Origin of the sequence: Vulcanococcus sp. CPBay_Sum15L08_68, assembly GCF_017855895.1 — a bacterium.
Classification (GTDB): Bacteria; Cyanobacteriota; Cyanobacteriia; order PCC-6307; family Cyanobiaceae; genus Vulcanococcus.
Genome location: NZ_JAFMFX010000033.1, coordinates 1 through 19,639, shown reverse-complemented (window position 1 = coordinate 19,639; position 19,639 = coordinate 1). Strand labels below are relative to the sequence as shown.

The 19,639-nt window shown below is 66.3% G+C and carries 23 protein-coding genes; 11 read left to right on the top strand and 12 right to left on the bottom strand.

Features of this window, described 5'->3' with window-relative positions; genetic code table 11:
- From QZ189_RS06905 to QZ189_RS06895, 3 genes are all read right to left on the bottom strand, one after another.
- The coding region (locus QZ189_RS06905) for a glycoside hydrolase family 3 N-terminal domain-containing protein (RefSeq protein ID WP_296421393.1) at positions 1–1,328 on the bottom strand (1,328 nt) is incomplete at its 3' end.
- Positions 1,315–1,725 carry a 30S ribosome-binding factor RbfA gene (rbfA, locus tag QZ189_RS06900; protein WP_247476954.1) on the bottom strand — a complete coding sequence of 137 codons (411 nt, stop codon included), beginning with the start codon at positions 1,723–1,725 and terminating at the stop codon, positions 1,315–1,317. The genes QZ189_RS06905 and rbfA, both read right to left, overlap by 14 nt.
- A 2-nt stretch (positions 1,726–1,727) precedes the next feature.
- Positions 1,728–1,934 carry a DUF751 family protein gene (locus tag QZ189_RS06895; protein WP_010313223.1) on the bottom strand — a complete coding sequence of 69 codons (207 nt, stop codon included), beginning with the start codon at positions 1,932–1,934 and terminating at the stop codon, positions 1,728–1,730.
- A gap of 80 nt (positions 1,935–2,014) precedes the next feature.
- Here QZ189_RS06895 and QZ189_RS06890 point away from each other — a divergent pair, with 80 nt between their 5' ends.
- Positions 2,015–2,725: a glutathione S-transferase family protein gene (locus tag QZ189_RS06890; protein ID WP_296416346.1), complete on the top strand. Its 711-nt coding sequence runs from the start codon at positions 2,015–2,017 to the stop codon at positions 2,723–2,725.
- On the opposite strand, the gene QZ189_RS06885 is transcribed toward QZ189_RS06890, so the two are convergent.
- Positions 2,722–3,366, bottom strand: a complete 645-nt coding sequence (locus tag QZ189_RS06885; RefSeq protein WP_247476958.1) for a DUF6816 family protein — start codon at positions 3,364–3,366, stop codon at positions 2,722–2,724. The two genes, QZ189_RS06890 and QZ189_RS06885, sit on opposite strands and share 4 nt — an antisense overlap.
- Positions 3,367–3,415: 49 nt before the next feature.
- Between QZ189_RS06885 and QZ189_RS06880 the strand changes: the two genes are divergently transcribed.
- A complete protein-coding gene (locus QZ189_RS06880) occupies positions 3,416–3,685 on the top strand; it encodes a chlororespiratory reduction protein 7 (protein ID WP_296421392.1) in 270 nt (89 codons plus the stop codon).
- Here QZ189_RS06880 and QZ189_RS06875 read toward each other — a convergent pair.
- Positions 3,678–4,301, bottom strand: coding sequence for a shikimate kinase (locus QZ189_RS06875; protein WP_296421391.1), 624 nt, complete (start codon positions 4,299–4,301; stop codon positions 3,678–3,680). The genes QZ189_RS06880 and QZ189_RS06875 overlap by 8 nt on opposite strands.
- Before the next feature lie 73 nt (positions 4,302–4,374).
- Here QZ189_RS06875 and QZ189_RS06870 point away from each other — a divergent pair, with 73 nt between their 5' ends.
- Together QZ189_RS06870 and QZ189_RS06865 are read left to right on the top strand one after the other, a co-directional pair.
- Positions 4,375–5,316, top strand: a complete 942-nt coding sequence (locus QZ189_RS06870) for a 6-carboxytetrahydropterin synthase (RefSeq protein WP_296416361.1) — start codon at positions 4,375–4,377, stop codon at positions 5,314–5,316.
- Positions 5,303–5,935: a dihydrofolate reductase family protein gene (locus tag QZ189_RS06865; protein WP_296421390.1), complete on the top strand. Its 633-nt coding sequence runs from the start codon at positions 5,303–5,305 to the stop codon at positions 5,933–5,935. Before QZ189_RS06870 ends, QZ189_RS06865 begins: the two co-directional genes overlap by 14 nt.
- Here the strand turns inward: QZ189_RS06865 and QZ189_RS06860 are convergent.
- Positions 5,920–6,273 (bottom strand): hypothetical protein, encoded by a 354-nt coding sequence (locus tag QZ189_RS06860; protein ID WP_010313199.1) that lies wholly within the window; start codon positions 6,271–6,273, stop codon positions 5,920–5,922. The genes QZ189_RS06865 and QZ189_RS06860 overlap by 16 nt on opposite strands.
- Before the next feature lie 90 nt (positions 6,274–6,363).
- On the opposite strand from QZ189_RS06860, the gene QZ189_RS06855 reads away from it, so the two are divergent.
- The gene (locus tag QZ189_RS06855) at positions 6,364–7,548 is read left to right on the top strand and encodes a GNAT family N-acetyltransferase (protein WP_296421389.1); all 1,185 of its coding nucleotides are present in this window, start codon (positions 6,364–6,366) and stop codon (positions 7,546–7,548) included.
- A gap of 9 nt (positions 7,549–7,557) precedes the next feature.
- Positions 7,558–7,944, top strand: a complete 387-nt coding sequence (locus QZ189_RS06850) for a DUF4346 domain-containing protein (RefSeq protein ID WP_296416351.1) — start codon at positions 7,558–7,560, stop codon at positions 7,942–7,944.
- Here QZ189_RS06850 and QZ189_RS06845 read toward each other — a convergent pair.
- Complete coding sequence (locus tag QZ189_RS06845; RefSeq protein WP_296416352.1) at positions 7,941–9,548, bottom strand: B12-binding domain-containing radical SAM protein; 1,608 nt, start codon at positions 9,546–9,548, stop codon at positions 7,941–7,943. The genes QZ189_RS06850 and QZ189_RS06845 overlap by 4 nt on opposite strands.
- A gap of 141 nt (positions 9,549–9,689) precedes the next feature.
- Here QZ189_RS06845 and QZ189_RS06840 point away from each other — a divergent pair, with 141 nt between their 5' ends.
- A complete protein-coding gene (locus tag QZ189_RS06840) occupies positions 9,690–9,782 on the top strand; it encodes a hypothetical protein (protein ID WP_010313192.1) in 93 nt (30 codons plus the stop codon).
- Here QZ189_RS06840 and QZ189_RS06835 read toward each other — a convergent pair.
- Positions 9,769–11,013 carry an MFS transporter gene (locus tag QZ189_RS06835; RefSeq protein WP_296416353.1) on the bottom strand — a complete coding sequence of 415 codons (1,245 nt, stop codon included), beginning with the start codon at positions 11,011–11,013 and terminating at the stop codon, positions 9,769–9,771. The genes QZ189_RS06840 and QZ189_RS06835 overlap by 14 nt on opposite strands.
- Positions 11,010–12,407 (bottom strand): 30S ribosomal protein S12 methylthiotransferase RimO, encoded by a 1,398-nt coding sequence (rimO, locus tag QZ189_RS06830; protein WP_296416354.1) that lies wholly within the window; start codon positions 12,405–12,407, stop codon positions 11,010–11,012. The genes QZ189_RS06835 and rimO overlap by 4 nt, the downstream gene beginning before the upstream one ends.
- 97 nt (positions 12,408–12,504) lie before the next feature.
- Here rimO and QZ189_RS06825 point away from each other — a divergent pair, with 97 nt between their 5' ends.
- Positions 12,505–13,446, top strand: a complete 942-nt coding sequence (locus QZ189_RS06825) for a vitamin K epoxide reductase family protein (RefSeq protein WP_247476970.1) — start codon at positions 12,505–12,507, stop codon at positions 13,444–13,446.
- 3 nt (positions 13,447–13,449) lie between these two features.
- Here QZ189_RS06825 and nadB read toward each other — a convergent pair whose 3' ends face one another.
- The 3 genes from nadB to QZ189_RS06810 all read right to left on the bottom strand — a co-directional run bounded on the left by nadB (position 13,450) and on the right by QZ189_RS06810 (position 16,413).
- Positions 13,450–15,087, bottom strand: a complete 1,638-nt coding sequence (gene nadB, locus QZ189_RS06820; RefSeq protein ID WP_296421388.1) for an L-aspartate oxidase — start codon at positions 15,085–15,087, stop codon at positions 13,450–13,452.
- Between the two features lie 106 nt (positions 15,088–15,193).
- Positions 15,194–15,571, bottom strand: coding sequence for a photosystem II complex extrinsic protein PsbU (psbU, locus tag QZ189_RS06815; protein WP_010313181.1), 378 nt, complete (start codon positions 15,569–15,571; stop codon positions 15,194–15,196).
- Between the two features lie 116 nt (positions 15,572–15,687).
- A complete protein-coding gene (locus QZ189_RS06810) occupies positions 15,688–16,413 on the bottom strand; it encodes a DUF3120 domain-containing protein (protein ID WP_296416356.1) in 726 nt (241 codons plus the stop codon).
- Positions 16,414–16,510: 97 nt separating this feature from the next.
- Between QZ189_RS06810 and QZ189_RS06805 the strand changes: the two genes are divergently transcribed.
- The 3 genes from QZ189_RS06805 to QZ189_RS06795 all read left to right on the top strand — a co-directional run.
- The gene (locus QZ189_RS06805) at positions 16,511–17,374 is read left to right on the top strand and encodes an undecaprenyl-diphosphate phosphatase (RefSeq protein WP_296416357.1); all 864 of its coding nucleotides are present in this window, start codon (positions 16,511–16,513) and stop codon (positions 17,372–17,374) included.
- Between the two features lie 44 nt (positions 17,375–17,418).
- Entirely contained in the window at positions 17,419–18,795 is a 1,377-nt protein-coding gene (locus QZ189_RS06800) for a TIGR03279 family radical SAM protein (protein WP_296416358.1), read from the top strand.
- A 47-nt stretch (positions 18,796–18,842) separates the two neighbouring features.
- On the top strand, positions 18,843–19,639 hold a 797-nt coding region (locus QZ189_RS06795), incomplete at its 3' end, for a TolC family protein (RefSeq protein WP_296421387.1).

The window sequence follows — 19,639 nt, the reverse complement described above, 5'->3', positions numbered from 1 at the left end:
AGTTGCAGCAGGACCGGCCCGTCCGGCAGGCGATCCAAGGCCAGGGGTGCCTCGGGGTCTGGGCCCCAGGGGCTGGGGCTGCGGGCGTCGATCAGCCGTGCCTCATAGCCAAGGGCGGCGGGCCGCAGCAGGGCCGGGGCCACCAGGGGCAGCTGCGGCGCGTTGAGTTGGTTGTCCAGCCGGATCAGGTTCAGACCCGGTCCAGGAGGCAGCTGGCCCGGTCCTTGGCGAATCAGGCTGAGGGCGAGCAGTTCAGCGCTCAGCTGCCGCTCGTCCGGGCTGATCAGCTGCTCCAGCGGTTCCTGGGCAGGCGAGCAGCGCGCCAGGGCCTCCCGGCGTCGCTGGAGGCTGGCGTCCACGCGCGCTTGGCTGATCCGGCCGCTCTGGACCGCGTCCACCAGTCCATTGAGCGCCTCCTGGGCATTGGCGGGCATCAGGATCAGATCAGCCCCCGCTTCAAAGGCCAGAACGGCCGCTTCGGCGCTGCCGTGGTGCTGGCTGATCGCCTCCATCACCAGCGCGTCGGTCACCACCAGGCCTTGGAAGCCCAGGTCCCCCCGCAGCAGCTGAGTCAGGACGGCCTTGGACAAGGTGGCCGGGCGCTTGGGGTCCAGGGCCGGCAGGCGCAGGTGGGCGGTCATGACCGAGGCGACCCCAGCGGCAATCGCCTGTTGAAACGGCGGGAGTTCGATCTGATCCAGCCGCCCTCGGTCGTGGGGCAGCTCGGGTAATTCCAGGTGGGAGTCGCAGCTGGTGTCGCCATGGCCGGGGAAGTGCTTGGCGCAGGCCAGTACCCCTTCGCCCTGGCAGCCCCGCACAAACGCCGCCGCCAGGGCCCCGGCCGTGCGCGCTGTTTCCCCCCAGGCCCGCACGTTGATGACCGGGTTGCTTGGGTTGTTGTTGACGTCGCAGACCGGCCCCAGGACCCAGTTCAACCCCAGCAGTCGCGCCTGCCGGCCGGTGCAGCGGCCGTAGCCCTCGGCCAGGGCCTCGGCCCGTTGCGGTTCCCGCTGATGCAGCGCACCCAGGGCCAGGGGGGGAGCGAGCCAACTGGCGCCTTCAAAGCGCTGGCCGACACCCTCCTCCACATCGGCGCAGAGCAGCAGGGGTTTTGCGGCCCAGCTTTGGAGTTGCTCACAGCGCAGCCGCAGCTCTTCGGCGCTGCCCCCCAGCAGGATCACCCCGCCAACGCCTTCACCCAGGAGTTGGCGCAGCTCTGCGTTGCTCAGCTCCCAGCGGGGATAGCGGCGTTGATGGTCCCGGGCATGGCCGCTGCCGCGAACCACCAGCAGGCTCGCCAGCTGCCGCCGGAGCTCAGAAGCCTCCATCCTCCTGTTGGCCGGTGCCTTCAGGAACCTCGCCACGCTCTTGGCGCTTCTCCTCGAGTTGGTTGAGCAGACCGAGCACCGAGGTGCCCTTTTCGATGCCGCGATCCAACTGGAAGATCACCTCGGGGGTGCGGCGCATGTTCAGGCGACGGCCGAGCTCCCCTTTGACGTAGTTCGAAGCCGAGCGCAGGCCCTCGAGGGCTTGCTGCTGCACCTCGGCGCTGCCGTAGACGCTGACAAAAATCTTGCAGTGCTGGAGATCGCCGGCGACATCCACATTGGTGATGCTCACCATCCCCAGGCTGACCCGCTCGTCCTTGATGCCGGTGACGAGGAGTTCACTGACCTCCCGCCGGATCAGAGCGGCCACGCGTTCTACGCGACGACCTTGCGCCATGGCTATGCGATGACCTCTGGAGTCACCATGGCACGCAGGATCAGGGTCAGGCTCAGCAGACCGCTCACCAGGGCGCCGATCAGGGCGACGGCGGTGACGGGATTGCTGCGGCGCTGGGCCAGGGGTTCCAGGACGGAGTTGGCGACGCCAAGCCCGAACGCGATCAGATAGCGCGGGTAGCGCGTGACGTTCAGAAAAAAGTCCCGCATGGGGGCTGGGGCGCTGATCAAAGAGTGCTGGCTACTCTGCCGCCAAAGGGGCACTCGCTGCCGCGCGATCCGATCGATTGATGCTGGAGCTCCATCAGTTCCGCCATTCCGCCTTCTGCGAGAAGGTCCGTTTGGTGCTCGCCTTCAAGCAGCTGAGCTTCACCCCCATTGAGGTCACGCCCGGTGTGGGTCAGGTGGACCTCTACCGGCTCTCGGGGCAGCGCCAGGTGCCGGTCCTGGTGGATGGCAGTGAGGTGATTGCCGATTCCACGGCCATCGCCCTGCACCTGGAGCAGAAGCACCCTGATCCGGCGCTGCTGCCCAGTGATCCGGCCCAGCGGGCCCAGGTGATGCTGCTGGAGGACTGGGCCGACACGGCCCTCGCGGCAGGTGCGCGCATGGCCCTGGTGCAGGCCGCCGCCAGCGATCCGGTGCTCCGCGATGGCCTGCTGCCGGAGGCCACCCCGTCGCCCTTGCGTTCCTTGGTGGGTGCCCTGCCGGGCGGGGTGCTGAGCGGTGTGGGTCAGGTGCTCGATCAGCAGGTGCTGCAGCAACTGCGCAGCAGCCTTGAGCAGCTCACGGCCCTGGTGCAGGCCCAGCCCTACCTGGTGGGTGATCAGCTGAGCCTGGCGGATCTGGCCGTGATCGCCCAGCTGTCCTTGATCAAGTTCCCCAGCTCCGCCGGGAGCCCCCTGGCGGGACGCGGGGTGGCGGGGCTGGCCGACGATCCCCGTCTGGAATCCCTCTGGCTCTGGCGCGATCGCCTCGGCCTGCAGCTGGGACGTCCCTAGGGCTGGCGCTCGAGCAGCAGCGTTCCACTCCAGCTGCGCTGGGCCTCGGCCCGGAGGCCATCGGCGGGGGAGCCGTAGCTGACCTGCCATTGCCTGGCTTCGATGCGATCGGCATCGATCCGGGCGTAGCGGCTGAGGGTCTCCACTTGGCTGACCCGCGGGTCGCCGGGGCCATGCAGCACCTGCAGGCTGAGTTCATCCGCCAGAAACTGCTCCTGGGGTTGCTGCTCGCTGCGGCGGCCGATGACGGTGGACTCCAGCGACTGATCCCCGCTCAAATCCGCCAATTGACGGTTGGGGTTCTGCGGATCGTTGCGAACCCGCTGCAGCTGATCGCCCAGCAGGGCGCGACCGACGGACCCGGCATTGAAGGCGCGATCGCCAACGATCCGCCCGGCGTCATCTTTGACGAAGCGCACGGCGTACTGAATCTCAGGCTCCGCGCCGCTGAGATCGCGGCTGGTGGCGCTCCAGTCCCCTTCAAACCAGGCGGGGTAGATCAGATCGCGTCGCCCAGGCCGCGGCAGCGGCGCCGGCAGGCTCCACTGCGGCCAGTTCTCCAGGCGTTGTTCCAGGGTTGAGGCCGCCACGGCGGGGAGGCTTCCGCTCAGCAGCACCAGCAGGATCAGGGCGAGCGGCATCGCTGGGCACGTGGCAGGCTGCCTGTGATCCTGCCGCCTGGACGGCCCGATGTCCGATCCCCTGATCCGCGAGCTGGATCACTACGTGGTGCTGGAGCCAGGGGCCCCCCAGCAACTGCTCACAGCCGAGGAGACCTTGGCTTGGTTGGAGCGCCAACTGCACTCCCTCGAGGCCATTCCCGAGGACCTCTCAGGCCTGGGCTCGACGACGGATCAGGCCCAGCGGCTGCTGGAGACGGCCTGTGAGTTGGAGCTCCAGCCGGGGATCACGGTGCAGTGGTTTGCGATCCGCCTGGAGCCACCTGGGGCGTCTAATTAATTGAGGTCCCCACCTCTCCGGCATCACTGGTGACCTGCAGTTGACCCAGGGGTGGCGCCGTGCGCTCCTTGATGATCGAGGGCAGCGCCTCAAGGATTTGCTGGGCCACCTGCTCGGCCGGGCGTCCGTCCTGAAGGATCTGGAGGTCGGCCTGGGCGTAGAGGGGGCGGCGCTCGGCCATCAAGGTGGCGAGGCGTTCGGCGCGGTCCTCCGCTTCCATCAGGGGCCGGGGAGTCGGGTCGGCCTCGAGGCGCGCCAGCAGGATCGCGTCGGGGGCATCCAGCCAGATCACGACCCCTTGGTGCAGCTCGCCCCAGTTGGCCGGCTGGGTCACGACACCGCCGCCGGTTGCCACCACGAGGGAATGCCAGGAGGCGATTTGGTTGAGCACCGCCGACTCCAGGGCGCGAAAGCCGGCCTCGCCCTCGCTGGCGAAAATCTCGGGAATCGAGCGCCCCGCCACCTGTTCCAGGCTGGTGTCGGCGTCCAGGAAGCGGTAGTCCAGGGCCTCGGCGAGGTGCCGGCCCACGCTGCTTTTGCCGCTGCCCATCATCCCCACCAGATAGAGGTTCAGGCCCTCCAGTCGCTGCCGCAGCTGGACTCGGGTGTCCTCCATCGGTTCGCCATCGCAAGCACCAACATTCTTAAGATGCGACCAACCGTTACTCGCTGTCATGACTCCGCCAGTGATGGCGGCGCCTCCGGCGAGCCCGGTGTCCGTCGTCTCCTCTGCCCCCCACGGTCAGGGCCGGCCCTGCGTGATCACGCGCCGGGCCACCTTCAGCTCCAGCCATCGCTATTGGCTGCCTGAGCTCAGCCCGGAGCAGAACGCCGCCCAGTTCGGGCCCTGCAGCCTGGCCCCGGGCCACGGCCACAACTATGAGTTGATCGTCGCCATGGGTGGCGGGCTCGATGCCAACGGCATGGTGCTCAACCTCTCGGACGTGAAGCACGCCATCCGCGAGCAGGTCACCGCCCAGCTCGACTTCCGCAGCCTGAACGAGGCCTGGCCGGAATTCGATCTGAGCCGTCCCGAGGGGATCCTGCCCACCACCGAGGCCCTGGTTCTGGCCATCTGGAAGCGCCTGGCGCCCCACCTGCCCCTGATGGGGCTCCGTCTTTACGAAACCGACAAGCTCTGGGCCGATGTGCTCGGCGATTCCATGGAAGCCTTCCTGACGATCCGCACCCACTTCGCGGCGGCCCACCGCCTGGCCCGACCGGAGCTGAGCTTCGAGGAGAACACCGCGATCTACGGCAAGTGCGCCCGGCCCCATGGCCACGGCCACAACTATCTGCTGGACATCACCGTTCGGGGTGCCATTGACCCCCGCACCGGCATGGTCTGCGACCTCTCGGCCCTGCAGTCAGCGGTGGATGAGCTGGTGGTGGAGCCCTTTGACCACACCTTCTTGAACAAGGACGTCGAGCACTTCTCCAGCACGGTTCCCACGGCGGAGAACATCGCGCTGCATATCGCCGATCTGCTCCAGGCCCCCGTGGCGGCCCTGGGGGCTTCGCTCCACAAGATCCGTCTTCAGGAGAGCCCGAACAACGCCGCTGAGGTGTTCGCAGAGGTGCCCCAGCTGGGCATGAACCCCCAGGCCCTCGAAGCCCTTGCCGGCGCCTGAGCTTCGGCTGGTTCTGGCGATCAGCCTGGACGGCCGGCTCGCCCCCGCCGCTGGTGGTGCGGCCCAACTCGGAGGAACGGGAGACCGCCGCGTCCTGGAGGAGGCCCTGGCTTGGGCTGATGGTGCCCTGGTCGGCGGCAGGACCATCCGCCAACACGGCTGCACCTGCCTGATCCGCGATGCCGACCTGCTGGAGCAGCGTCAGCAGCAGGGGCGCCCGCCCCAACCCGCCGCCCTGGTGGTGAGTCGCCAGCGCACCTGGGATCCAGACCTGCGCCTGTTCCAGCAGCCCCTGCAGCGCTGGCTTCTGGGCCCAGGGGAGGCGGCCCCCTCAGGTTTTGACAGGTCCTTGCCGCTGCAGAACTGGCCGGCAACCTTGGCGGCCTTGGCCGCCGCTGGTTTGGAGCGCCTGCTTGTCTTGGGGGGCGCTGAGTTGGCCACGCAGCTGCTGGCCCAGGGACTGGTGGATGAGTTGCAGTTGACCCTGGTGCCTCAACTGCTGGGAGGACCCCATGCCTGGGTTCAGTCCGATGGGGCCCTGGAGGCCAGTGCCTGGACGCTCCAGGAGCAGCGCTGCTTGGGCGGCGACGAGCTGCTTGTGCGCTACCGGCGCGCCTGAGCCTTGAGGCTGTTGAAGCGCTCGGCCAGGTCCCGCAGCGGCAGCTTGCCAAAGGTCTCCGGCGAGAGCCCCAGCATCCGTCCCGCGCAGCGCTTGACCACCACCTCGAGGTCATCGCCAAAGCGTCCGGCGAGCAACTCGCTGATCACCCCCAGGCTGCGGCCGCTGGATTGGGTTTCAGCCACGAGGCAGCGGCTGGTGGGGGCGGCCAGGGCCTGGCAGGCGGGGGTGAGCCGCTCGATCAGGCTTCTGTTGCCCATGGCACTCCAGCGCAGGCAGGCCTCGCTGATCTTGGCTTCGACCTGCGGGCGCATCAGGTTGAGCACGGGGCTGAGCAATCCGGCTTGGCTGGGTGCGCTGAGGGCGCCGATGGTCAGGGCCGTAGCCGTTAGCGTTCTGCCCGCTGCCCGCCCCCTGGTTCTGAGCTGATGGCCGAGCTCACTGTTCGCTGGCACCGTTCGATTGAAGAGATCCCCGAGGCGCATTGGCAGGCCCTCACGGAGGCGGCTGGGCTCCCCTTCTACTCCTGGCGCTGGCTGGCTGGCCTGGAGCGCTCCGGAAGTGTCGCGCCTCGCCAGGGTTGGCAGCCCTGTCACCTGAGCCTCTGGCGCGGGGAGCAGCTGATCGCCGTCGCTCCGCTGTACCTCAAGGGCCACAGCTACGGCGAGTTCGTCTTCGATCAGTCCTTTGCGGAATTGGCCGCCCAGCTGGGCCAGCGCTACTACCCGAAGTTGCTGGGCATGAGCCCCTTAAGCCCCGTGGTGGGCTATCGCTTTTTCACCGCCGCCGGCGAGGACGCCCAGCAGGTCACCGCCCTGTTGATGCAGTGCATTGATCGTTTCTGCGCCGAGAACCAGATCTTCAGCTGCAACTTTCTCTATGCCGATCCCCAGTGGCAGGCCCTGGCGGAGTCGGCGGGCTGCGCCACTTGGCTGAACCAGCAGAGCCTGTGGAGCAACCAGAGCTATGGCTGCTTCGATGACTACCTCGCGAGCTTCAACGCCAACCAACGGCGCAACATCAAGCGCGAGCGCAAGGCCGTGGAGCGCGCCGGGATCACGGTGACGGCCTTGGCGGGGGAGGAGCTGCCGGCCGCGATGCTCGAGCGGATGCACCACTTCTATGCCCAGCACTGCGCCCGTTGGGGGCCTTGGGGGAGCAAATACCTCACAGAAGCCTTCTTTGATGAGGCGGCGGCGGAGCTGCGGGAACACCTGGTGCTGTTCAGCGCCCATCGGGGCGATCCCCACGATCCGGTGGCGATGTCCCTCTGCGTGCACACCGGCCAGCACCTATGGGGCCGCTACTGGGGCAGTGACGAGGAGATCGACAACCTCCATTTCGAGGTCTGTTACTACGCCCCGATCCAGTGGGCCATTGAGCGCGGCATTCAGCGTTTTGACCCTGGCGCCGGCGGCAGTCACAAGCGCCGCCGCGGCTTTGTCGCCCGCTCCCATGCCTCCCTGCACCGCTGGTACCACGAACCCTTTGATGCCATCGCCCGGCGCTGGTTGCCGGAGGCCAATCGCGAGCAGCTCAGTCAGATTGAGGCTGTGAATGCCGAGCTCCCCTTCACGGGGGCGACGCGATCCCTGACGGATTCCGCTGCGTAGCATCCGCCCATGAGCCCGTTTTCGCTAGAGCAGCGCCGCAGCCTCGATGAGGGGCTCTCCCAGCGCTTCATCGCCCTGGATCCCGCCGGTTATTTCCTGATCAAGATCGACCGCGAGGCGGGCGAGTTGATCGCGGAGCACTACAGCAATGCGATTGATGACCGGGGGCTAGCCACCGATCCCGACACCGGTGAGGTGATCAGCTGCAAAGGCGCGGGCCCCCGCGCTGCCGTGGCGGTCTATCGCGGCCGCAGCGCCAAGGAGTTGGGCATGGCGCTGACGGAAGGGGAGGGCCCCCATCCCTTGAGTTGCCTGGATCACGCCCTTTATCTGGGCCGTGAATTGCAGAAGGCGGAGCAGGCTCTCGAGAGCGGCGACACCTACATCCAGGACTAGGCCGGCTGCAGTTCCCGCGTTGGCGTCGAAGGGCTGTTGGGGGGCTCTGGCGGCAGGGCGGCCAACTGCTCTTGGATCTCCTGGGTGACCACCGCGCGGTACTCCATGAAGTGTTCGTTGTGGGCGAGCACCACCAGGAACTGCTCGAGCACCGCAGGGTTCTTCTGGGCGACCTCCAGCAGGGACCGCCAGAAGCGCAGGCGAGTGTTGCGCTTCACGCCCTGACGCCAGAGCACGATCAACAGGGCGCGCACATCGGTCCAGGCGGGCAGGGTGGCTTTGCCAAAGGTGGCGGGCACGAATTCCTGCCAGCGCGGCTTGCCCATCTTCAGGTAGTAGTGCTTGACCCGGTCGATGTAGGCGTGGGGCTCATAGAGGCGACAGAAGGCGTCGACGTACTCGTTGGCGATGTCGCGAATCGGCCGGGTGGGCACGAAGTTCAGCAGGTTGGTCTGGTTGACCCCCTTGGCGTCGGCCTTCTCTTGGATCAGCCGGCCTTCCTTCTCCAGCCGGTGCCAGAGCCCGGTGTTGGGTAGGGCCTGAAGCATCCCCATCATTGCGGCGGGAATCCCGGTGCGGGTCACGAACTCGACGATCCGATCGCCGGCTCCGGTCTTCTCGCCGTCGAAACCGATGATGAATCCGGCCATGACCCGCAGGCCGTAGGAGTTGATCCGGTCGACGGCTTCCTCGAGGGAGCTGCGGGTGTTTTGGTGTTTGCCGGCCACCGAGAGGCTGGCCTCATCGGGGGTCTCAATGCCAAGGAAGACCGAGTCGAAGCGGCACTCGGCCATCATCTGCATCAGCTCTTCATCCGCCGCCAGGTCAACGGAGGCTTCGGTGGCAAAGCTGAAGGGGTAGCCCCGCTCGATCTGCCATTGCTTCAGGGCCGGGAGCAGCAACTTGGCGTTGCGCTTGTTGCCGATGAAGTTGTCATCCACCAGGAAGATCGAGCGCCGCCAGCCCAGGTCGTAGAGGGACTGGAGTTCGGCGATCAGCTGCTCAGGGGTCTTGGTCCTGGGCTTACGGCCATAGAGAACGATGATGTCGCAGAACTCGCACTGGAACGGGCAGCCCCTGGAGAACTGCACGCTCATCGAGTCGTAGGCGTCGAGCTTCAGTAGGTCAAAGCGCGGCACCGGTGTGCTCGTGACGTCCGGCTTTTCGCCGTTGGCACTGAAGCGTCCGCCGGCTTCACCCTTCTCGATCGCCTCGATGAACATCGGCAGGGTGATTTCACCCTCATCGAGCACCTTGAAATCCGCCAGGCCCAGTTCCGGCGCGTCAGGGGTGGAGCTCGCGAAGGGGCCGCCGACGGCGACAGGCAGACCCCGCTCTTTGGCCTTGGCGATCTGCGCGGCCATGTCGGCCTTCTGCACGATCATCCCGGAGATGACCACCAGCTCAGCCCAGTCCCAGTCGGCCTCGCTGACCTCTTCAACGTTGCGGTCCACCAGCTTCATGGGCCAGTGCTGGGGCAGCAGCGCCGCCACCGTCACCATCCCCAGGGGTGGCAGCAGAACCTTGCGGTTCACGAGCTCGAGAATTTTCTCGTAGCTCCAAAAGGTCTTGGGAAACTCGGGGTAGATGAACAGAGTGTTCATGCCGTTCGGTGGTCTCCAGTGAGATGCGTGGAACGGCTGCCCCCTAGGGGACATCCGATGAGTTGGCGACCAGCCTAGGCCGAGTGACCAGGGGGCGGGCTGGTTTCTGCTCTAATAGCGCACAGTTGAACGCACCGAACCATGGGCCCCGTGATCTATCTCGCACTGGTCGGCGGCGGTTTGGTGGCGGCTGCAGCCATCTCCTTCGTGCTGCGCGGCATCAAGCTGGTCTGAGCCGCATCCTGCGGTTCCGCAGGAGCTCCCAGACCCCAAGGGCAGCCCCAAGGCTGCCAAGCACGGCCAGGCAGCTCCAGAGGCCTCCAGGCAGCGTTTCCGTGAGAAGCGCTGCCGCAAGACCACTGAGTCCTCCACCCCCCAAAAAGGCAATCTGACCAAGGCCTGCCATTCGTCCCCGGAGCACCTGGGGAGCATGCACTTGGATGATCAGATTGGTCCCCGCCAGAAGGCTTGCGGTGCCGGCTCCGATCAGGAAGGCCATGGCCAAGCCCCAGGCGAGTGCCCCTTGCTGCGCTAGCCCCAGTTGGGCCAGTGCCGTCAGCAGGGTGGTGCTACCCAGTAGCCAACCCGGGCGCGCGCTGATTGCAGCGGCGTTGCGCTGCAGTAGGACCCCGCCGCAGATGCTGCCGCAGGCCAGAACGCTGGTGAACAGCCCCAGGGCCATTGGGCTTGGTCCCAGGAGCTCAAGGGCCATCAGTGGCGCCAGCCCAGGGTGGAAGAAGCCCACTAGGCAGGCCGCGGCGGTGAAGCTGAGGACGTGGCGCAGGCTGGCGCCGCACTCGCGCCAGGCCGTGAGCAGGTTGGCCGCTTGGCCGCCCTGACTGCGGCGTTCCCGCTCGCGATGGGGTGCCATCAGCCAGAGCAGGGTGAGGATCGGGAAGAGATAGGTGGCCGCATCCAGGCTGAGGGCCAGGGTGGGTCCGGTGGCCGCCAGCAGCAGTCCCCCCAGGGGCGGTCCGACCAATTTGCCGACGTTGAAGATCACCGAGAAGCTGGCGAGGTAGGGACCGAGTTGTTCGGGCTCGTCCACCAGCAGGGCGACGTATTTGTTGCGGGCCGTCAGTTCGTAGGTGCTCGCAATTCCAATGCCCAGGGTGCTGAGCAGAAGCAGCAGGTCCTGCTTGGGACCCACCGTTAAGGGAATGGCGATGGCACCGAGCACCGCTGCGGCGAGCAGGGCCCATTGGGCGCGGATCAGGACCCGCTCACTGCCGAGTCGATCGGTGAGTACCCCGGCCGGGCCGCTGATGACCAGGGTCGGCAGGGTCAGGACGGCGAAGTTGAGCGCCAACAGAAACGGGTTGCCGGCACCCTCCATCAGCAACCAGCCTTTGGCGGTCAGCCCGGCAAAGGAGCCGGCGGTGCTGATCCCTGAGGCCAGTAAAAACGTGGTGCGTTGATGCCGCGTGAGGCGTCCTTGCAGACGCTTCAGTCCCTGTTGAATCAAGACTGAGCCCGCTGCATCGAGAGGGCGTCTTGGACCATGGCCTTGGCTCCCACCACCTCACCAATCAGGTCGTAGGTGTCCGCGGCGGTGATGCGCACCGGGACCATCGTTCCGGGGGCAGCGCAGAGCCCGCCTTCACCGGGCATCACCCGCACTTCGCCATCGACTTCGGGGGCAAAGCGGGCGCAGCGACCAATCATTTCGCCGCTGCTGGGGTTCTCCTGTTCGATCAGGACATCCACGATCCGCCCCACCCAAGCGGCGTTGCGCTCGGCGGCGATGGGCTGTTGCAGTGCCATCAGGCGGTCCTTGCGCTCAGCGGCGATCTCCGCGGGCACCTGGTTGGGCAGCTCGGCCGCGGGGGTTCCCTCCTCGGGCGAGAAGGTGAAGACCCCCACATGGTCGAAGCGTTGCTCGGCCACGAAATCCAGGAGGTGCTGGAACTGCTCTTCGGTTTCGCCCGGGTAGCCGACGATGAAGGTGGTGCGCAGCACGGCGTCCGGGAGTTGCTCGCGAATGCGCGCGAGCACACCGTTGGTGACATCGGCCTGCCAGGGGCGATTCATCGCCCGCAGGACATCCGGGTGGCTGTGCTGCAGCGGTAGATCCAGATAGGGCAGGACGTTGGGGACGTCCCGGTAGGCCGCCAGCACCTCAGGGGTGAGCCCCGTGGGGTAGGCGTAGTGCACGCGGATCCAGGGAATCTCCACCTCGCCGAGGGCGCGCAGTAGCTCGGCTAACTGGGGCTTGCCGGCGAGATCAAGGCCGTAATTCGTCGTGATCTGGCTGATCAGGACCAACTCCTGCACGCCCTGGGCTGCCAGTTGGCGCGCCTCGGCAACGATGCTCTCGATCGTGCGGGAGCGCTGGTCGCCGCGCAGGTGGGGAATGATGCAGAAGGCGCAGCGGTAGTCGCAGCCCTCGGCCACCTTCAGGTAGGCCACCGCCTCGCTGGTGGTCCGGTAGCGGGGCAGGTTCTCGTCGCCCACGAAGGTCGGGTTGGCGCTGACCTGATTCACCCGCTCGCCGGCTTCGACCCGCTCGAGCACGCTGACGATGTGTTGGTAGTCGCCGGTGCCAACGATGGCCTTGGCTTCCGGCAGGCTCTCGAGCAGTTCCTCTTGGAAGTGCTGGGCGAGGCAGCCGGCAATGATCAACTCCTTGCCCTGCTCGGCCAGTTCCACCAGGGTGCGAACGGACTCTTCCCGGGCGTCCTGAATGAAGCTGCAGGTGTTGACGACCACGACGTTGGCGTCGGCTTCATCGGCGCTGACCCCGTAGCCGGCCTCCGCCAGCAGGCCGAGCATGTGCTCGGTGTCGACGCGGTTCTTCTCGCAGCCGAGATGCGCGAACGCCACCGTTTTTCCAGTATTTGGTCGGGCGCTATCGGTCATGGAGGAGCTCAAGAAGGTCGGCCGCTCGCTGGCCAATCCCTAACCCTACTGATCAGGATCCCTGCCACAATTCCTCCAACGTCAGGAGTCCTGCGCCGTGAGTTCATCGCGCCTGAGTGAACGTCTTGGAAGCCAGCGCCGGCGCGGCGATGGCGGCAAGCGTTGGGTGCGGGTCGTGATGGCCGTTCTGGCCACCATCGGTGTGATTGACACCGGCTCGATCACCCTGAGCAAGTGGGGCTTGATCGGCAATCTCAGCTGCAGCTCGACCGGCCTGTTTGGCTGCAATGGCTGCGAGAAGGTGCTCTCCAGTGCTTGGGGTTCGCTGTTTGGACAGCCCCTGGCCCTCTTTGGACTGTTGGGCTACGGCGCGGTCCTGTTGATGGCCGTCGTTCCCCTCGTGCTGCAAGGGGAGTTGCGGGTGAGCCTGGGCCAGCGCAGCTGGTGGGGGTTGTTTCTTCTGAGCACCGGCATGGCGGTGTTCAGCGCGGTGTTGCTGGGGGTGATGGCCTTTGGCATCCGCGATTGCTGCCCCTTCTGCATCCTCTCGGCCGGTCTGAGTTCAGCGCTGTTTGTCCTCAGCCTGATTGGTGGTGATTGGGAGGACCGCGGTCAGCTGATCTTCAGCGGCGTCATTACGGCCCTGTTGGTGGGCGTCATTGGTTTGGGTTGGGCGGCCTCCGTGGGGCGTCCGGTGGTGGATTCCGCTCCAGGTGTCTCCCCTCCGGTGCGCAGTGAAAGCGGGCCGGCACAAATCGCCTTGGCGGAACATCTGACCGCCAGTGGCGCGAAGGTTTACACCGCCTACTGGTGCCCCCACTGCCATGAGCAGAAGGAGCTCTTTGGTCGCCAGGCCGCCGAAAAGCTGACGGTGATCGAGTGCGCTCCCGATGGCCGCAATAGCCAGCGCGAGCTGTGCGAGGCCAAGAAGATCGAGGGCTATCCCACCTGGGAGATCAATGGCCAGCTCGATTCCGGTGCTAAGCCCCTGGCCAAATTGGCCGAGGCCAGCGGCTACAACGGACCGCCCCTTCAGTAAGCGTTAGTCCGCCAGGGCCTCAGTGCTGATGCTGAGCCCCTTTCGCTGCACGCTGTGGCGCCGCCAGAAGGGCTGCCTGGCTGGGGCGTCGACGCGGAAGTGACCGCCGCGACTTTCGGTTCTGAAGAGGGCTGACTCCATCAGCAGGGCCGCCACGGTGGCCCGTTGCTTGAGGTCATGGGCCTTGGCCAGCCAACGGACCTGCTCTTGAGACAGCTGCAGAGCTTGGTCGTGCCCCAGTGTTTGGACGGCCTGCAGGAGGGGTTGCCCGCTGAGCGCGCCCTCCAGCTGCTGGCAGGCCCGGTAGCCCGCGAGCAGTTCGTGTCCGTTGCGCTCCACACCGGCCCGCCGCCAGCAGAGGCGTCGCAGCTCCTCGGTCTGCAGCTCGATCGCCTCGAGGCTGATGGGCGGAAGGTCCGTCATGGCCTTGCCAGGCAAGGGCTCTGGCCTGGCGGATGGGGCTGGGGACAGCTCGATGTCCCGCAGTTGCCTGGCGTAGACCAGGCATTCCATCAGGGAATTGCTGGCCAGGCGGTTGGCGCCATGGACGCCGCTGCTGGCCACCTCCCCAACGGCGTAGAGGCCAGGGATGGTGGTGGCTGAGCGGGCATCGGTGCGCAGGCCCCCCATGCAGTAGTGCGCTGCTGGTGCCACGGGGATGGGGGCCTCGGTGGGTTCGAGGCCCAACTCGCGGCAGCGCCCCAGGATCGTCGGGAACTGCCGCTCCAGCTTGCTGGTCCCGACGGGCCGCAGGTCGAGCCAGAGGTGAGGGGTCTGCCGCTCCCGCATCCGCTGGACCAGGGCCCGGCTGACGGCATCCCGCGGCGCGAGATCTCCTCCGCTGAGCTGACTGACGGGGCTCTCCCCTTGGTCGTCGACCAGTCGCGCGCCCTCGCCGCGCACCGCCTCTGAGATCAGGAAGTGGGGGGCCCCCGGCAGCATCAAGGCCGTGGGGTGGAACTGAACAAACTCGAGATCGCGGACCGCCGCGCCGGCCCGCCAGGCCATGGCAATGCCGTCGCCGCTGGCCTGTTTGGGGTTGGTGGTGTTGGCGAAGAGGTGCGCCGCCCCGCCGGTGGCCAGCACCACCGCCCGGGATTGGAGCCACTGCACCGTGCCGTCCACCAGCACTTGCAGGCCGCGGCAGTGGCCGTCGCTGATCCAAAGCTGGAGCGCAAGGCCCCCCTGGATCCGCTGCAGGCCCGGCCGCTGCAGCACCTTGCGCTCCAGGGCATCCACCAGTGCTCCACCGGTGCGGTCCTGGGCATGCAGGACCCGCCGGTGGCTGTGGGCGGCCTCCAGGGTGGTGCTCAGTCCGCCTTCATGGCGGTCGAAGTCCATGCCCAGCTCCAGGAGCCGCTCGACGCAGGCCGGCGCCTCGCGCACGAGCAACTCGACCGCGGGTCGATCGCAGAGATCCCCGCCCGCCTTGAGGGTGTCCTGCAGATGGCTCGCGAAGCTGTCCTCAGGTCGCGTGACCGCAGCAATGCCCCCCTGGGCCCAGCGACTCGCCGAGCGGGGGGCGCGATCTTTGCTCAGCAGCAGGACGCTGAGACCCTCCGGTAATTCGAGGGCTGCCATCAGGCCTGCGGCACCCCCGCCCACCACGATTACGTCCCAATTGGAGGGAATGGACGGCATCAGGCCAGGACTGACTGAGGCAACAAAAAAGCCGTCGGGATGGCCCGACGGCGGTCACCGGCTGCGGAATCTAGACCTCAGCTGAGCGCTTGAAACGCTCAGGCAATCAACGGTATTGGCCGTCGTTGATCCGATCGAAGCCTTCGTTGAGGGCGATGGACGCCGGGGTGACGGTGAAGTTGCCCTTGTACTTCTCCACCAGTTCCTTCTGGCGATCGGTCAGGTCGAGGCTGAACAGGTCGTCAACACTGTTGTAGGGGCCACCCAGCACGATCTTGCCGGCCAGGGTGGGGTACATCCCAGGGAAGGCTTGGAAGCGACGGACCGAGCAGTTGTTCAGGTCGATCTTGTCGCCGCGCTCTGAAATCTTGTCGTCTGCGACGTTGCGCAGCGAGTCGGCCTGAGCGGCGGGGGCGATGATCAGGCTGAGGAGCAGGCCGGCCATCAGCACTCCACTCATGAGCCACGAAACCAGCCGTTTCATTGATAACTCCGTCTGAACGGGAACCACAGGGAGAGGGCTGCTAGGCAGCCAGCCCTGCAAACCTACAAGCAGCGGTCCTCGCGGCTGTGCCCTTGCGTTGAGGCTTTTGCAGTTCTTCAGATCAGCCCACTCCAGTGGGGTGACCAGAGGGCTGCAGCGAGGAAAAGTCCATCCACCGCAAGGGTTGTCGCCATGGCGGCCGCGGCGACTCTCCAGGCGCCATCGGGATGGTGCCAATAACGGCGGCAGAGGTTCAACAGCACCACGCCCGCCAGCAGGGTGACCCCCAGGGGCATGGGCTCCAGCACCCCAAGGGCCGCCTGATGCAGCAGGGCGGTGGCCTGATCGATGGGTGCGTTGAGCACTTCGGTCCAATGGCGCATCACACCGGTCACGGCCATCACACCGTCGGTGGCGGCGGTTCCGACCAAGGAGGCCAGGTAGAAGCTGGCCGCGAGGCGCCAGCGGGTGCCGAGTCCCCCGAGGGCCAGGGGCAGGGCGAAGGCCTCAATGGGCAGATGCCAGAGGGGATGCAGGCGGCACCAGCCCCAAAACAGGCACCCCCCAAGCCAGCTGCCGCTGAAGCCCACCAGCAAGCTGCCGGTGCTGCTCAACCGTTGGTTGGGGTGCTCCGACAGGGCGATCCCCAGGAACAGCAAGGGGGCCGTGAAGAGCGCCGCAGAAAAGGGTGCCAGGCGCACCCAGGGGGCCTGAAGGAAGACCGGCAGGGCCACCAGTAGGCAGCCCGACAGCCAAAGCCCCCAGCCTTTTGCCTCGGAGCCACGGCTTGGCGTTGCCTGGGTCAGCGTCCCTGTGGTGAGGCTGGGCTGCACCCCGAGCACAACGCCTGTAACGAAAGGTATCCAACCTTAAAGGGTGCGCGGCTTCTCAAGGCCTCCCCCCGCGCATAGGGTCTGGCCTGATCCTTGCTGCCCTGCCGTGACCACCCTTCCCCCCACTGAGTCGCTGGGGGTCTTGGAGGCCTGTTGGCGTTTTTTGGTTCTCGGTGTGGTGCAGGGCCTGACGGAGTTCTTGCCCATCAGCAGCACGGCGCACCTGAAGGTGGTGCCGGTCCTGCTCGGCTGGGGTGATCCCGGCGTGGCGGTGACCGCGGTGATCCAGCTGGGAAGCATCGCTGCGGTGATTGGCTTCTTCCGCGAGGACCTCAAACAGGTGATCCAGGCCTCCTGGCAGGCCTGGCGTGCTCAGCGCTGGGAGACCCCTGAGGCGCGCTTGGGGCAGGCGATTCTTTGGGGCACCCTGCCGATCCTGGTGGCGGGCCTGGGGATCAAGCTCTTTGTTCCGGACTTTGATCAGTCCCCGCTGCGCAGCCTCACCTCCATCGGGATCGTCTCGATCGTGATGGGCCTGCTGCTGGGGCTGGCGGAGCGTTGGGGCAGCCGTCGCCGCGTTCTGGGTGATGTCGAGCTACGGGACGGCTGGCTGGTGGGCCTGGCCCAAACCTTGGCTCTGATCCCGGGGGTCTCCCGCTCGGGCAGCACCCTGACGGCCGCGTTGTTTGACGGCTGGAAGCGTTCTGAAGCCGCTCGCTTTTCCTTCTTGCTCGGGATTCCGGCCATCAGCCTGGCCGGTTTGGTGGAGCTCAAGGATGCGTTTTCACAGCCAGCGGCCGGCGGGGCCCTGCCGCTGCTGGTGGGCATTGCCTCTTCGGCGGTGGTGTCTTGGCTGGCGATTGCCTGGTTGCTGCGTTTTCTGCAGAACCACAGCACCTGGTGGTTCGTCGGCTACCGCGTCTTTTTTGGTCTGGGGGTGATTCTTTGGGCCGCCCGCAGCGTCGCCTGATCCAGCTGCGTCTCAGACTGAAGGCAGGTGTGCAGTAGCGGCCTGTGTGGAATGAGCCTTCGGCCGGGGTGGTCCTCGCCGAGACAAATGGAGAGGTCAGGCTTCCCGCTCCCGCGGTGGTGGATCGCGTCGAGCCGGACTCCATTGGCGATGAGTTGGGGATCCAACCGGGTGACCGCCTGCTGAGCATCAACGGGGTGCGCCCCAGGGATCTGATTGACCTGCAGTTTTTGGTCGGAGAGGAAGAGCTCTGCCTGGAGGTGCAGGACCCCGATGGCAGCGTCCATCGGGTGGAGCTGGAGAAGGATGCCGATGAGGGCCTCGGCCTGGCCTTCACCGAGGCGCTGTTCGATGGCCTGAAGCAGTGCAACAACGCCTGCCCCTTTTGCTTCATCGACCAGCAGCCCCCGGGCCATCGCCGCAGTCTTTACGTCAAAGATGACGACTACCGGCTGAGCTTTCTCTACGGCTCCTACCTCACCCTGACGAACCTCTCGGCCGCCGATTGGGAGCGGATCGAGCAGCAGCGCCTCTCGCCCCTGTTCGTCTCGGTGCACGCCACCAACCCGGAGCTCCGCTCCCAGCTGCTGGTGAACCCCAGGGCGGCGTTGCTGCTGGAGCAGTTGGCTTGGTTCCAGCAGCGGCAGCTGCAGATCCATGCCCAGGTGGTGGTCTGCCCGGGCCGCAACGACGGCGAGGCCCTGGAGCAGACCCTCAGGGATCTCTCGGATTTCGCCGGTGGGGAGTGGCCAGCGGTGCTCTCTGCCGCTGTGGTTCCTGTGGGCTTGACCCGTTATCGGCCCGATGGGGATGGCTTGGTGCCGGTGGACCGGTCCTGCGCCCAGCGGGTGATCGCCCAGGTGGAGGCCTTGCAGGAGGGATTCCGGGAGCGCTTCGGTAGCCGTTTCGCCTGGCTCTCGGATGAGTGGTATCTGATGGCGGGCTATCCCCTGCCGGATCGGGCCGACTACGAGGACCTGCCCCAAGAGGGGAATGGGGTGGGGAGCATTCGCTCGTTTCTGGAGGCGATGGATGAGGCCACCAGCGATCTGCCGGCTGCCCTGGCGGCCCCCAGGCGGGTGAGTTGGGTGGTGGGGCAGTTGGTGGCGGAGGCCCTGCAGCCGGCGGTGGACCGTCTGAACCAGGTCGAAGGCTTGGAGGTGCTGCTGAAGGGCCTGCCCAGTCCCTACTGGGGTCAGGATCAGGTCGTAACGGGATTGCTCACCGGTTCAGACCTGCTCGAGGGCCTGGAGGGCGCGGAGCTGGGTGATGAATTGCTGTTGCCTGCTGTAATGCTGCGTCAGGGTGAACCGATCTTTTTAGACGACCAACCCTTTGAGGCCGTTGCGGCGCAACTGAAGTCCCCTGTGCGCCTGGTGCATGGGGCGGACGACATCGTGGCCGCCTGCCTGGGCGAATAACGAACCGCTGATTAAAGTTCCAGCAGAATTATTTCCAAGGATTTCGAGTGGGCCGCTTTTTTCGCTCAATCGCTGCGGCCACCGGTTTCTCCCTGTCCCTTGCCACTCCGCTGGCCGCGGCAGCGGCTGAAGAGGCTGCAACCGCTCCTCAGGCAGCCCCCAAGCTGGAGCTGATTGATCCCCCGCCGGTGCCTTTGCCATCGGCGTTCAGCACCAAGGGCCAGCGCCCGAAGTCCAACCCGACGGTGCTTCCTCCGGCTGCCACCAAGCTCGATCCAGCGCTTCAGCGACTGGCGGCCCCGGCGACTCTGGCTTTGCCGGATAAAACCGACCAAATCAAAATCGTTGAGCTCCGCCCGCTCTCACTCCAGGACGTGGAGAACCTGGCGGAAGTCAATAACCCCAATCTCAAGGCGGTCGCGAGCCGCGTTGACCAAGCCCAGAGCAACCTGCGGGCGACGATTGCCGCTTGGTACCCCAGCTTTGATTTCACGACGGGCAACCAGTTCCCGTCTTGGACCTACGGCCGTCAATACAACTATCTGAACTCCATCGGTTCAACCACCGAAGGCGGCAACACCCAGACCAACCGTTGGGCGGCGACGGCCAACCTCGGCTTCAACTGGGATCTGATCAATCCCCAGCGGGTTCCCCAGGTCAGTGCGGCCCGTGATGCGTTTGAGCAGGCGAAGAACACCTATCTGATCGCCCTGCGCGACCTGCGTCTGCAGGCTTCTCAGGCCTACTTCCAGCTCCAGTACAGCGACGACAACGTCCGGATCGGTCAGACCTCTGTCCAGGCCTCGCTGGTCAGCCTGCGGGATGCCAGGGCCCGCTACCAGGC